This window comes from Psychrobacillus lasiicapitis, assembly GCF_006861795.1.
In the GTDB taxonomy this organism is placed as follows: Bacteria; Bacillota; Bacilli; order Bacillales_A; family Planococcaceae; genus Psychrobacillus; species Psychrobacillus lasiicapitis.
The window spans coordinates 165,106-178,247 of the sequence record NZ_VDGH01000011.1 but is presented as its reverse complement, the minus strand read 5'-3'; the positions used below and the strand labels follow the sequence as shown (position 1 = coordinate 178,247).

11 protein-coding genes are annotated in these 13,142 nt (G+C 38.4%); all 11 read left to right on the top strand.

What is annotated here, in order from left to right; translation table 11 throughout:
• The coding region (locus FG382_RS23045; RefSeq protein ID WP_211356424.1) for a hypothetical protein at positions 1-252 on the top strand (252 nt) is incomplete at its 5' end.
• A gap of 144 nt (positions 253-396) precedes the next feature.
• Positions 397-2,127: an adenine deaminase C-terminal domain-containing protein gene (locus FG382_RS18290; protein ID WP_142540329.1), complete on the top strand. Its 1,731-nt coding sequence runs from the start codon at positions 397-399 to the stop codon at positions 2,125-2,127.
• A gap of 11 nt (positions 2,128-2,138) precedes the next feature.
• Positions 2,139-3,188, top strand: coding sequence for a DUF3048 domain-containing protein (locus tag FG382_RS18285; protein WP_142540328.1), 1,050 nt, complete (start codon positions 2,139-2,141; stop codon positions 3,186-3,188).
• A 30-nt stretch (positions 3,189-3,218) separates the two neighbouring features.
• Complete coding sequence (locus FG382_RS18280) at positions 3,219-3,539, top strand: YerC/YecD family TrpR-related protein (RefSeq protein ID WP_142540327.1); 321 nt, start codon at positions 3,219-3,221, stop codon at positions 3,537-3,539.
• A gap of 97 nt (positions 3,540-3,636) precedes the next feature.
• Complete coding sequence (gene pcrB, locus FG382_RS18275; protein ID WP_142540326.1) at positions 3,637-4,320, top strand: heptaprenylglyceryl phosphate synthase; 684 nt, start codon at positions 3,637-3,639, stop codon at positions 4,318-4,320.
• 60 nt (positions 4,321-4,380) lie between these two features.
• The gene (gene pcrA, locus FG382_RS18270; protein ID WP_142540325.1) at positions 4,381-6,609 is read left to right on the top strand and encodes a DNA helicase PcrA; all 2,229 of its coding nucleotides are present in this window, start codon (positions 4,381-4,383) and stop codon (positions 6,607-6,609) included.
• Positions 6,610-6,631: 22 nt separating this feature from the next.
• Entirely contained in the window at positions 6,632-8,635 is a 2,004-nt protein-coding gene (gene ligA / locus FG382_RS18265) for an NAD-dependent DNA ligase LigA (protein WP_142540324.1), read from the top strand.
• 13 nt (positions 8,636-8,648) lie between these two features.
• Positions 8,649-9,785: a CamS family sex pheromone protein gene (locus FG382_RS18260; protein ID WP_142540323.1), complete on the top strand. Its 1,137-nt coding sequence runs from the start codon at positions 8,649-8,651 to the stop codon at positions 9,783-9,785.
• 93 nt (positions 9,786-9,878) lie between these two features.
• Positions 9,879-10,169 carry an Asp-tRNA(Asn)/Glu-tRNA(Gln) amidotransferase subunit GatC gene (gene gatC / locus FG382_RS18255; protein WP_142540322.1) on the top strand — a complete coding sequence of 97 codons (291 nt, stop codon included), beginning with the start codon at positions 9,879-9,881 and terminating at the stop codon, positions 10,167-10,169.
• Between the two features lie 21 nt (positions 10,170-10,190).
• On the top strand, positions 10,191-11,654 hold the full coding sequence (gatA, locus tag FG382_RS18250) for an Asp-tRNA(Asn)/Glu-tRNA(Gln) amidotransferase subunit GatA (protein WP_142540321.1): 1,464 nt from the start codon (positions 10,191-10,193) through the stop codon (positions 11,652-11,654).
• 1 nt (position 11,655) lies between these two features.
• Positions 11,656-13,083 (top strand): Asp-tRNA(Asn)/Glu-tRNA(Gln) amidotransferase subunit GatB, encoded by a 1,428-nt coding sequence (gene gatB, locus FG382_RS18245; protein WP_142540320.1) that lies wholly within the window; start codon positions 11,656-11,658, stop codon positions 13,081-13,083.
• Positions 13,084-13,142: the final 59 nt, after the last annotated feature.

Sequence of the window (13,142 nt, the reverse complement as noted above, 5' to 3'; positions counted from 1 at the left end):
GCCAACAGGATGTTGGTTTCAAAGGCGTTGCCACACGATGTGGCGTTCTTAGCCTTTGTTCCTCTGTCAGAGCAAAATGAACCATTCCAACGACGCCCTAAGCGGCGCGAATGGCTCATCGCTCACCTGGCGGAAAGCGTCCACCCTGTAGCGGAAATCCAAGCGTCCACTTCATTCAACTCCCTACCGCGCAGTTTCCCTATTCTGTGTGTTATTCCTTTTTATCGTTTCAGTGCTAAATTGGGAAGGTGACAGTCCATACAATTATTAACATTTCATACTAGGTATATTTTAGAAAAAAATTTACAAAAAATAATAATTCAACACTTTGCTTTACTAAAGTACTATGCTACTATTATTTCTATGAGTAGTCTTATAGAAAGGAGAATGGATGCAATGCAATATCCGATTTGGAAAATAGAAGAAATTAGAAAACAAATAGAAGTTGTAAACGGAAAACAAGCACCAGATATCCTTATTACAAATGCAACTTATTTACACAGCCATTTAAAGAAATGGATGAACGGAAATATTTGGATTGTAAAAGATCGGATTGTGTATACCGGCTCGGAAATGCCACTAGTTTCTGCGAACACTGAAGTATATGATGCTACTGGTCAAAAGATTGTACCAGGCTATATGGAACCCCATGTACATCCATTCCAACTATATAACCCACAAACATTTGCTGATTATGCAGCTCAATTAGGAACGACGACATTTATAGCAGATAATTTAGTAATGTTTTTGATGCTTGAAAATAAGAAAGCGTTTTCAATAATGGATGAGCTAAGTAAGCTGCCTTTTTCTTATTATTGGTGGGCCCGCTTTGATTCACAGACAGAGCTTGAAAATGAGGAAGAATTATTTACATCTAAAACGGTTGGAGAATGGATTGCGCGTCCAGATGTTATTATGGGCGGAGAGCTAACAGGCTGGCCAAGACTCCTTTCCGGTGATGATCAAATGCTGTATTGGATGCAACAAGCAAAAACGAACGGGATGAAAATTGAAGGACATTTCCCTGGTGCTTCTGAACGTACGTTAGCGCGTATGCGTTTACTTGGAGCTGATGGAGACCATGAAGCGATGACTATTGAAGAAGTAGAAAGAAGAATCTTGCATGGCTATGCGGTAACGCTTCGTCATTCGTCGATTCGTCCTGACTTGCCGATTTTATTAAAAGGGATATTGGAGAAGGATTTGCAAATTTTTGATCACCTTATGATGACGACTGATGGAGCTACCCCTTCATTCCATTTAGATGGTGTGATGGATAAATGTATTCAGGTTGCCTTAGAAGCAGGGGTTAATCCAATAGATGCTTATTTGATGGCTTCCTTCAACGTAGCCAAATATTATAATTTATCTAATCTACATGGAGTTATAGCAGCTGGAAGATTTGCTACGCTCAATTTCCTTGATGATGAGTTAAATCCTGTTCCGACAACTGTGTTATCTAAAGGGGTTTGGTTAAAACGTGACGGGGAAAGAGTACACTCATTGGCAGCAACTGATTGGTCAGAAATACCTGATTTAGATTTGGCTTTTGACATGTCCGATGATGATTTCCAATTTTCGATGCCTTTTGGGATTGAAATGGTGAACGACGTTATTACAAAGCCTTATTCTGTTTCGGTTGATACGACGGATAACGAGCTTTCAACTGATCATGATGAAAGTTTCTTGTTGTTAGTAGATCGTAATGGTAAATGGAAAGTCTCTACACTTATTAAAGGATTTGCAACGACATTAAAAGGTTTTGCTTCTTCTTACTCTAGTACAGGGGATATTATTTTAATCGGAAAAAATAAAAAGAGCATGCTTCAGGCTTTCAATGAAATGAAGAAAATGAACGGTGGTATAGTCATCGTTGAAAATGAGGAAGTTGTTTGCACACTCAAACTTCCTATAGGTGGAATCCTATCCGATAAACCGATGGAAGTATTAATAGAAGAGGAATTACTATTAAAGAGAGAATTGACAGCTAGAGGATTTAAGCATGGGGATGCCATTTACACTTTATTATTCTTACAAGCGACGCACTTACCTTATGTTCGCGTTACGCAAAGAGGGATTTTCGATGTGATGAAAAAACAAGTATTGTTTCCAGCTGTCATGAGGTAGGGGGATTTCCATTGTTTAAAAAATGGGGGATAATAAGTTTACTCGGTTTATTTCTCGTTGCCTGTTCCAATGAGGAAAAAGCAGCAGAAGTACAACCAGTAGAAGAGATTGTGGAGGATATAGTAGAAGAAGTAGTAGAAGAACCTATTGTTCTCCCTTATGTTGCACCTTTTACAGGTATTCGTTCAGAAGAAGAACAAACACAAAGACCAATTATTGTTACGATGAATAATCATCCGCTTGCAAGGCCTCAGTCAGGGATTGCACAGGCGGATATTGTTTATGAAATGTTAGCTGAAGGAAATGTGACGAGATTTCTAGCGCTTTATCAAAGTGAAATTCCTGATATAGTAGGACCTGTTAGAAGTGCTCGTGATTATTTCGTAGAAGTTGCAAAAGGATTAGATGCTTTTTACATTGCACATGGTTATAGCCCGGATGCGCAGAAAATGTTAAATGCGAGAGTTGTAGATAATATTAATGGTATGCAATATGATGGTATACTTTTTAAGCGTTCAAAGGAACGTAAGGCGCCACATAATTCGTATATTTCGAAAGAGAACATTTTCACAGGTGCAGAAAAAGTAGGGGCTTCGATGGAGATTCACAAAATACCTACATTCTCCTTTTATGATTCGATAGAAGGTGCAAAAATTGGAGATCCCGTGTCTAAAATAAGTATTCAGTATGGAACAGGAGCAAGTTTTGAAAATCAATATACATATATACCGGAAAGTGGTTTATATGAACGAAAAACTGGCGGAGTTATAACAATCGATAAGGAAACGGAAAAACCTGTAGAGCTTGCCAATATAATATTTATGGAAATACCGCATAAGACAATTGATAATGCTGGGCGCAGGCAGTTAACATTGAATGCTGGAGGAAGAGCGTATCTTTTTCAAGCAGGAACGATGAAAGTGATTGAATGGGAAAACGTAGACGGAATACTAATACCGATGGAAAATGGTGTTCCAGCTAAATTAGTACCAGGAAAATCCTGGGTTAGTTTTGTGCCGACCAAGCCTGGTTTAGAAAATATGGTAAACTATTTACCTTGATGGAAAACGGGAAGAAGGGAATGATACAATATGCAAATTGAAAAAATAAAAGGACATCAAACGGATCAATTGTTTAAAGCTGTACTAGAGCTAAATAATATAGAAGAATGTTATAAGTTTTTTGATGATTTATGTACAATAAGTGAAATTCAATCACTTGCCCAGCGTTTCGAGGTTGCGCATTTACTTCGTTTGAAAAAGACATATGAAACGATTAAAAAAGAAACCGGTGCAAGTACAGCAACCATTTCACGTGTAAGACGGGCATATGATTACGGCAATGATTACTATGATGAAATTCTTGGTCGACTGTATCCAGAAGAGTTGTCGCTCCAACAATCAAAAGAATAATCTTAAACTTATCTATCGCTCACTACTGAACAGAAGCCTCTGTTCAGTTTTTTTGTTATAATGAAGAGTGCTTAACTAACTTAATGTAGGTGAAGAAATGGATTATAAAGAATGGCGCCATATATTTAAATTGGATCCCGCAAAGGAAATAGAGGCGGAAGCCTTAGAAAAGGTTTGTGAATCTGGAACCGATGCTGTTATCATTGGGGGTTCGGACGGAATAACATTGGATAATGTAATTGATTTGTTAATGCGTATTAGAAGATATGCTGTACCTGTCGCACTAGAAGTATCGACAATAGAATCGATTACTCCTGGCTTTGACTTTTATTTTATTCCAAGTGTATTGAATAGCCAAGAGACAAAATGGGTGAAGGATTTACACCACGAGGCAACAAAAGAATTTGGAGAAGTGATGAACTGGGATGAAATTATTCCAGAAGGATATTGTATATTAAATCCAGATTGTAAAGCAGCTAAGTTAACGAATGCTAAACAACCAGAAACAGATGAAGATATTATCGCATATGCACAAATGGTCGAGCATTTGTTTAAATTCCCTATTTTTTATATGGAATACAGTGGTATGTACGGTGATGTAGAGGTCGTAAAAAAGGTAAAAGAAGGTCTTCAAAATACAAAACTATTCTACGGAGGCGGCATTAAAACAGCAAAAGAAGCAAGTGAAATGGCTACATATGCTGATACTATAATAGTAGGCAATCAAGTATATGAAAACCTATCAGAAGCTTTAAAAACAGTACAAGCTGTTAAGCGTTAGTTGAATATAAAAGAGATGAACTATATAATTAGAACAAACGTTCTTGAAAGGGAGTGCATGATGGAACTCATAGGAAAAAACCTATTAAACGGTATGAATAAAGAGCAAGAAAAAGCCGTTAAAACAACAGAAGGCCCTCTACTTATTATGGCGGGAGCAGGTTCTGGAAAAACACGCGTATTAACCCATCGAATTGCCTATCTAATCGTGGAAAAAGAAGTCTACCCATCGAAAATACTGGCCATTACATTTACCAATAAAGCAGCTCGCGAAATGCGTGAACGTATCGATGGTATTTTAGGAGCGGGAACGGGCGAGCGGATGTGGGTATCCACATTCCACTCAATGTGTGTTCGAATATTAAGAAGAGACATCGACCGTATAGGGTATTCAAAAAACTTTTCGATACTTGATACGACAGATCAGTTAACGGTTATCAAAAATATTTTAAAAGAGCAAAATATCGACCCCAAAAAATATGATCCACGTTCCATGCTAAATGCAATCAGTAGTGCAAAAAATATTTGCATAGATGCAGATACGTATAGAGCACAGATGAACGAGATGAACCCATTTGAAAAAACAGTTGCAGAAGTTTATACAGGATATGAAAAGCGTTTAAGAAAGAACCAATCCCTCGATTTTGATGACTTAATCATGACAACTGTAACACTGTTTAAAAGAGTACCGGAAGTGTTAGAGTACTACCAAAACAAATTCCAGTATATTCACGTTGATGAGTATCAAGATACCAATAAATCCCAGTATGAGTTAGTGCAAATGCTTGCGCGTAAGTTTAAGAATATTTGTGTCGTTGGTGACTCGGATCAATCGATTTATCGCTGGCGTGGCGCGGACATTCAAAATATTTTATCATTTGAAAAAGACTATCCGAATGCAACGATGATCATGTTAGAGCAAAATTATCGTTCTTCTCAGCGCATCTTACAGGCTGCAAATGACGTCATTAGCAATAACACGAGCAGATACCCTAAAGTGCTCCGGACAGAAAATACTGAAGGAGAAAAAATCCAGCTCTTCCGTGCTTTTAATGAACAGCAAGAAGCACAGTTTGTCGTGCAATCTATTCAAGAAATGATGGAAAATGAAAACCGTACCTTGAATGATTTTGCTGTCCTATATCGTACAAATGCGCAATCTCGTGTGATGGAGGAAGTGCTTGTAAAATCGAATATGGCCTATACAATCGTCGGCGGCACTAAGTTCTATGATCGTAAAGAGATTAAAGACTTATTAGCTTATCTTCGATTAATTGCTAATAACGATGATGATTTATCGTTAGCTCGTATTATTAATGAGCCAAAAAGAAACATTGGCGCAACCTCTTTTGAGCGTATAGCGATGTATGCACTGGAACAAGATCGTTCTATTATGGATGCATTACATGAAGTCGACTTTATGGGGTTACCGGCAAGAGCAGTAAACTCCGTTGTCTCATTCCATGGTCTCATTCAAAACCTGACACAAATGCAAGAGTTTTTATCTGTAACTGAAATTGTCGAGCAGGTACTTGAAAAAACTGGTTATAAAACAATGTTAAAAAACGAGAAGACGATTGAAGCGGAAAGTCGTTTAGAAAATATTGAAGAGTTTTTATCTGTTACAAAGGCATTTGAGGAAAAAAGTGATGATAAGTCACTTGTGGCATTTTTAACCGATTTAGCGCTTATCTCAGATATAGACAAGCTTGATGAAGAGGAAGATACGTCACAAGGTAATATTATTTTGATGACGATGCATGCAGCTAAGGGTCTAGAGTTTCCTGTCGTATTTATCATTGGAATGGAAGAAAACATTTTCCCTCATTCACGTTCTATCGGGGATGATGACGAAATGGAAGAAGAAAGGCGCCTCGCTTATGTTGGTATAACGCGGGCAGAGGAACGATTGTTTATTTCTTGTGCGCAGTCTCGAACTATTTTTGGACGAGGTAGTTTTAATAGTCCTTCCCGTTTTATAGGTGAAATTTCAGATGACATAATGGAGGTTGTTGGTGGAAAAAGTGACAACAGCCGAATGTCCTCATCGAATACTAAATCTGTTCAACAAACTAAAAAAACAGCTGTTGTTCGTCCAGCTTACAAACAATCAGGTGGAGATAAAATGGGCTGGCAAGTAGGAGATAAAGCGGTGCATAAAAAATGGGGCGAAGGTATGGTTGTTAGCGTTAGAGGAAATGGTGAAGATACAGAGCTAGATATTGCCTTCCCAAGTCCGACAGGTATTAAACGACTACTAGCAAAATTTGCACCAATCGAAAAAGGATAATTCACTTAGTGGAGGAAAGCCCATGAATAAATTAGAAGAAAGAGTAAAAGAGCTTCACAAGCTTTTATATGACTATGGTTATGCATATTACGTCTTAGATGACCCAATAGTACCGGATGCGGTGTACGATCAATATTTGCACGAACTAATCGCATTAGAGGAACAAAATCCGAATTTAATACTACCGGACTCTCCAACCCAACGAGTAGGAGCAGTTGTAAGTGAAGGATTTCAAAAAGTTACGCATACTAGCCCAATGCTCAGTCTTTCTAATGCATTTAACGAAGAGGATTTACGTGATTTTGATCGACGAATACAAAGCATTATCGATGAAACGCCAACGTATGTATGTGAGCTGAAAATAGATGGTCTAGCTGTTTCCCTTCTATACGAAGAAGGACGCTTAGTAAGAGGTGCAACACGCGGAGATGGTACAACGGGGGAAGATATTACAGCAAATATTAAAACAATCCGTTCCATCCCACTTCGATTAAGAGATACAGTTACGCTAGAGGCAAGAGGAGAGGCTTATATGCCGAAGTCTTCCTTTATGAAACTAAACGAAGAACGTGCGGAACGAGGAGAAATACTATTAGCAAATCCTCGAAACGCGGCGGCAGGATCTTTGCGACAGCTCGATCCTAAAATGGCAGCTAGCCGAAATCTGTCTATGTTTGTCTATGGACTAGGCGGGGACGGTGCCGAACAAAATGTAGAACAGCATTCTGAAGCGCTGAAGTTTATGAAAGAGCAAGGCTTGCCGACGAATAAGGAAACAAGAAAATGTAAATCTGTCGAAGAAGTGCTTGAATTTGTTCAAGAATGGACTGCAAAAAGAAACGATCTACCTTATGAAATCGACGGTATTGTCATTAAAGTAGATGACTACGCACAGCAAGAAGAGCTAGGATTTACGGCGAAAAGCCCCCGCTTTGCTATTGCATATAAGTTTCCAGCAGAAGAAGTAGTAACAACTATTATTGACGTTGACTTAACAGTAGGTCGTACGGGCGTAGTAACGCCTACAGCTATTTTAGAGCCAGCGCTTGTTGCGGGCTCAACCGTTCAAAGAGCAACCCTTCATAATGAAGATCTAATTCGAGAAAAAGATATCCGCATCGGTGACCGAGTGATCATCCGAAAAGCAGGAGACATTATCCCAGAAGTAGTATCGGTTATTTTAGAAGAGAGAGACGGGACTGAAATACCATATGAAATGCCTACACATTGCCCGGTATGTGATAGCGACTTAATACGAATTGAAGAGGAAGTAGCTTTACGTTGCGTAAACCCACAATGTCCTGCACAAATTCAAGAAGGTATTTACCATTTTGCATCTCGCAATGCGATGAATATTGAAGGACTTGGCGAAAAAGTGGTGGAGCAGTTGTTTAGAGAACAGCTGATCAAAGACGTTTCTGATTTATATAAATTGACGGTGGAAGATTTAGTTCAATTAGAACGAATGGGACAAAAATCTGCTACGAATTTAGTAGCTGCAATAGAGGCATCTAAAACGAACTCGATGGAACGAGTATTATTTGGTCTTGGAATACGCCATATTGGTGAAAAAGCTGCCAAAATACTAGCAGAAACATTTCATAATTTTGATGCATTAATGAAGGCTACAAGAGAAGAGCTAACCGCAATCTTTGAAATAGGTGACAAAATGGCGGACTCACTAGTTACCTATTTTGAGCAAGAGGAAGTACAACAGTTAATCGTACGATTAAAAGAAGCCGGGTTAGCACTACAGTACACTGGTAAAATTGTAGACATGTCCTTACTAGAAGATAGTCCATTTGCCAATAAAACAATTGTACTTACAGGTAAACTATTGCAATTGACTCGCCCAGAAGCGAAAGAAAAAATTGAAGCGCTTGGTGGAAAGGTTGCAGGTAGTGTGAGTAAAAAAACAGATTTAGTGATCGCAGGTGAAGAGGCGGGATCTAAGCTAGAAAAGGCGACTAGTCTTGGCATTGAAGTTTGGGATGAACAAACGCTATTAGATCATTTAGCGGATTAAAGGGGTTCAAAATATGAACAAAAAATTAATAGGTATAACGATACTAGTGTTATTACTAATCGTTTCCGGTTGTACTCCTTCTCCGAAGACCGAAACGGAAGTTATTCAAAATACGGAAGAAGAAGCTAAAAAAACTGTAATTATTCCAAGTTTACAACTAGATGAAACTTACTACCGTACAATCTTGCCTTACGAAGAGAGTGCAAGTAGAGGATTGGTTGTATCAAATCTTGCAACTAAGTATGATGTGAAAGAAGTAGAGACCGGTCTACTTCGAATATCTCAAAATGAGTTTTCACCAGATAAGTATTTGTTTCAAGAGGGACAATATTTAAAGGGAAAAACGTTAGAAAGCTGGTTAGCAAGAAGTAATCAAACAAAAGATGGTTTAAATCCGAGTGATGAAGGGCTTACTGGAGAAGAGAAAGCAAAAAAAGCTCCTGTTTATATAACACATATTGTAGAGCAAAACTATTTGGTAAAAGAAGAGAATACAGTGAAGCTAGCGGGAATTTCTATAGGACTTGCGTTAAATTCGATTTATTATTACCAAAAAGAAGCGTACGGGGCAACTTTTGAGGAACAATTAACACAAGCTCAAATAGAAGAAAACGGGAAGAAGATTGCAGAAGAAGTCGTGAATCGCATGCGTCAAATAGAAGGATTACAAGACGTACCGATTGTAGTAGGCCTCTTTAAACAAAATAGTAGAAATGCGGTTGTGCCGGGAACATATTTCACTTATAGTACGGCTCCTGCTGGAAAGAACGTATCTGACTGGAAACCAATCGATGAAGAATATGTATTATTCCCTACAGCGAATTCAGAAGAAAACTATCGTGATTTAGATACTATTTTCCGCAACTTTAAACAAGATGTAGAAACGTATTTCTCCAATTATACAGGTGTAATTGGAACCGGTTATTTTAAAGACAAACAGCTTCAAAAATGGACGATTACAATTCCCATTCAGTTTTATGGTACTTCGGAGGTAATTGGCTTTACTCAACATCTCGCAGGTTTAGTGAAAGAACATTTTAATACTTCGATGAATGTAGAAGTGCAAGTAAATTCATTGAATGGTGCAGAAGCATTACTTATCAAGAAACCTGGTGAGGAAGAACCGTTTGTGCATATATACACTCAATAATTAGATTACTCGATAAAAATGTGTCACTCTGTTCAAGCAGAGTGAAAAATGATATGATATTGCCTATGGTTATTGAATTCGGAGGTGTGGAAAATGGCAGAATTAACAAAAGAAGAAGTAAAGCATGTGGCACATCTAGCACGTCTTGCAATTACGGAGGAAGAAGCGGAAAAGTTTGCGCTTCAACTAGGTGCGATTACGGAATTTGCTGAACAACTAAAAGAACTAGATACAACAAATGTAGAACCAACTACTCATGTACTACCTTTAGTAAATGTTCTACGTGAAGATGTGGCAACTAAAGGACTTGATCGTGAAACGATGATGTTAAATGTAAAAGAACAAGAAGCAGGTCAAGTAAAAGTACCAGCTATTATGGATTAATCATTGTAAGGAGGGAAACTAATGACGTTATTTGAACGTTCGGCGAAAGAATTACAAGAACTTATACATAGCAAAGAAGTTTCGATTGCCGATTTGACAAAAGAAGCTTTTGACCGTGTAGAAAAACTAGATGGTGATGTAGAAGCGTTCTTAGCATTAAATAAAGAAAAAGCGACAGCGACTGCTGCGGAATTAGATCAAGTACCTTTTGAAGAGCGCGGGCCATTATTTGGTTTGCCAATCGGGGTAAAAGACAATATCGTAACTGAAGGATTAGAAACAACTTGTGCAAGTAAAATATTAGAAGGATTCAATCCTATCTATGATGCAACAGTTGTGAAAAAGTTACGTGCAGCAGGGATGGTTACAATCGGGAAACTGAACATGGATGAATTTGCGATGGGATCTTCAAATGAAAACTCAGCATACAAAACAACAAAAAATCCATGGTCTTTAGATAGAGTTCCAGGGGGTTCTTCAGGTGCATCTGCAGCAGCAGTAGCAGCAGGAGAAGTACCATTCTCACTAGGTTCTGATACTGGTGGATCTATCCGCCAACCAGCAGCGTATTGTGGAGTTGTTGGGATGAAGCCTACATACGGTCGTGTTTCTCGTTCAGGTCTTGTTGCATTTGCTTCTTCCTTAGATCAAATTGGTCCGATTACACGCAACGTAGAAGATAATGCTTTATTATTAGAAACAATTTCAGGAGTGGATCCAATGGATTCAACTTCAGCGAATGTAGAGGTACCTAACTTTGCTGCCGCTTTAACTGGTGATATTAAAGGCTTACGTATCGCTGTTCCTAAAGAATATTTAGGAGAAGGAGTTGGCGAAGCTGCTCGTGCGTCTGTTATGGAAGCATTGAAAGTGTTAGAATCACTTGGAGCAACTTGGGAAGAGGTTTCATTACCACATTCTAAATATGCTTTAGCGACTTACTATATCCTTTCATCTTCTGAAGCATCTTCTAACCTTTCACGTTTTGATGGAATCCGTTATGGTTTCCGAGCAGAAAACGTAGAAAACTTAATGGATCTGTATAAAGAGACACGTGCACAAGGATTTGGAAACGAAGTAAAACGTCGTATCATGCTTGGAACGTATTCTTTAAGTGCTGGAACTTACGATGCTTACTACAAAAAAGCACAGCAAGTTCGCACACTGATCAAAGAAGATTATGATAAAGTGCTAGCTGATTATGATGTAATTATTGGACCAACTGCACCAACACCAGCATTTAAAATTGGTGAAATTGTAGAAGATCCATTAACGATGTATGCAAACGACATTTTAACTATTCCGATTAACTTAGCAGGTGTGCCAGCGATCTCAATCCCATGTGGATTCGAAGATGGAATGCCTCTTGGACTACAAATTATCGGTAATTATTTTGACGAGTCAACGATTTATCGCGTAGCTCACGCTTATGAGCAAGCGACAGATTTCCATAAACAAACTCCTCAAATTTGGGAGGTAAAATAATATGAACTTTGAAACAGTTATTGGTTTAGAAGTACACGTAGAGCTAAAAACGAACTCTAAAATCTTCTCAGCAGCACCAAATCACTTTGGAGCTGAACCAAATACAAATACAACAGTAATTGACCTTGGTTACCCTGGTGTACTTCCTGTAGTAAACAAAAACGTAGTAGATTTTGCTATGCGTGCAGCACTAGCATTAAATATGGAAATTGAACAACATACAAAGTTTGACCGTAAAAACTATTTCTATCCAGATAACCCAAAAGCATATCAAATCTCTCAATTTGATAAACCAATTGGTAAAAATGGTTGGATTGAAATTGAAGTAAACGGAGAAACAAAACGTATCGGTATTACTCGTCTTCATATGGAAGAGGATGCAGGTAAATTATCGCATGCGGATGGTTATTCACTAGTAGACTTTAACCGCCAAGGTACTCCACTAGTAGAGATCGTATCGGAGCCAGATATTCGTACACCTGAGGAAGCATATGCATACCTTGAAAAACTAAAATCTATTATCCAGTACACAGAAGTTTCCGACTGTAAAATGGAAGAAGGATCACTACGCTGTGATGCGAATATTTCTTTACGTCCATATGGTCAAGAAGAATTTGGTACAAAAGCAGAACTAAAAAACTTGAACTCTTTCAGCTTCGTGCGTAAAGGTTTAGAACACGAAGAGATTCGCCAAGCAGAAGTACTTTCTTCTGGTGGAATAATTGAACAAGAGACTCGTCGTTTCGATGAGAAAACAGGTAAAACAATTCTGATGCGTGTCAAAGAAGGAACAGATGACTATCGTTACTTCCCAGAGCCGGATTTAGTAGACATCGTTATTGACGATGCGTGGCTGGAGCGTGTACGTGCGGAAATCCCAGAACTTCCAGATGCTCGTAAAAAACGTTACATCGAAGATCTTGGACTTCCAGCTTATGACGCAATGGTATTGACATTAACAAAAGAAATGTCCGATTTCTTTGAAGAAACAATAGCTCTTGGAGCAGATGTGAAGCTTGCTTCGAACTGGTTGATGGGTGAAGTTTCTGCATACTTAAATGCGGATCAAAAAGAATTGAAAGACATCAAGCTTACACCAGCTAATCTTGCTGGTATGATTAAACTAATTTCCGATGGAACGATTTCATCGAAAATCGCGAAAAAAGTATTTAAAGAGCTTGCAGATAACGGTGGAGATGCTGCTGAAGTTGTAAAAGCAAAAGGCTTGGTACAAATCTCAGACGAAGGTGCTCTTCGTGAAATTGTTACCACAACACTAGATGCAAATCCACAATCGATTGAAGACTTTAAAAACGGGAAAGACCGTGCAATTGGCTTCTTAGTTGGTCAAATTATGAAAGCAACAAAAGGACAAGCGAACCCACCGCTTGTTAATAAAATCTTGAACGAAGAAATCGTGAAAAGATAAATGAAAAGATGACTCTTCGGGGTCATCTTTTTATTTTCCGACAAATGCCTGCTATAATT

Coding starts and splice junctions, on each gene's coding strand:
- FG382_RS18290 (WP_142540329.1), top strand. CDS start 397: ATGCAATATCCGATTTGGAAAATAGAAGAAATTAGAAAACAAATAGAA.
- FG382_RS18280 (WP_142540327.1), top strand. CDS start 3,219: ATGCAAATTGAAAAAATAAAAGGACATCAAACGGATCAATTGTTTAAA.
- pcrB (WP_142540326.1), top strand. CDS start 3,637: ATGGATTATAAAGAATGGCGCCATATATTTAAATTGGATCCCGCAAAG.
- pcrA (WP_142540325.1), top strand. CDS start 4,381: ATGGAACTCATAGGAAAAAACCTATTAAACGGTATGAATAAAGAGCAA.
- ligA (WP_142540324.1), top strand. CDS start 6,632: ATGAATAAATTAGAAGAAAGAGTAAAAGAGCTTCACAAGCTTTTATAT.
- FG382_RS18260 (WP_142540323.1), top strand. CDS start 8,649: ATGAACAAAAAATTAATAGGTATAACGATACTAGTGTTATTACTAATC.
- gatC (WP_142540322.1), top strand. CDS start 9,879: ATGGCAGAATTAACAAAAGAAGAAGTAAAGCATGTGGCACATCTAGCA.
- gatA (WP_142540321.1), top strand. CDS start 10,191: ATGACGTTATTTGAACGTTCGGCGAAAGAATTACAAGAACTTATACAT.
- gatB (WP_142540320.1), top strand. CDS start 11,656: ATGAACTTTGAAACAGTTATTGGTTTAGAAGTACACGTAGAGCTAAAA.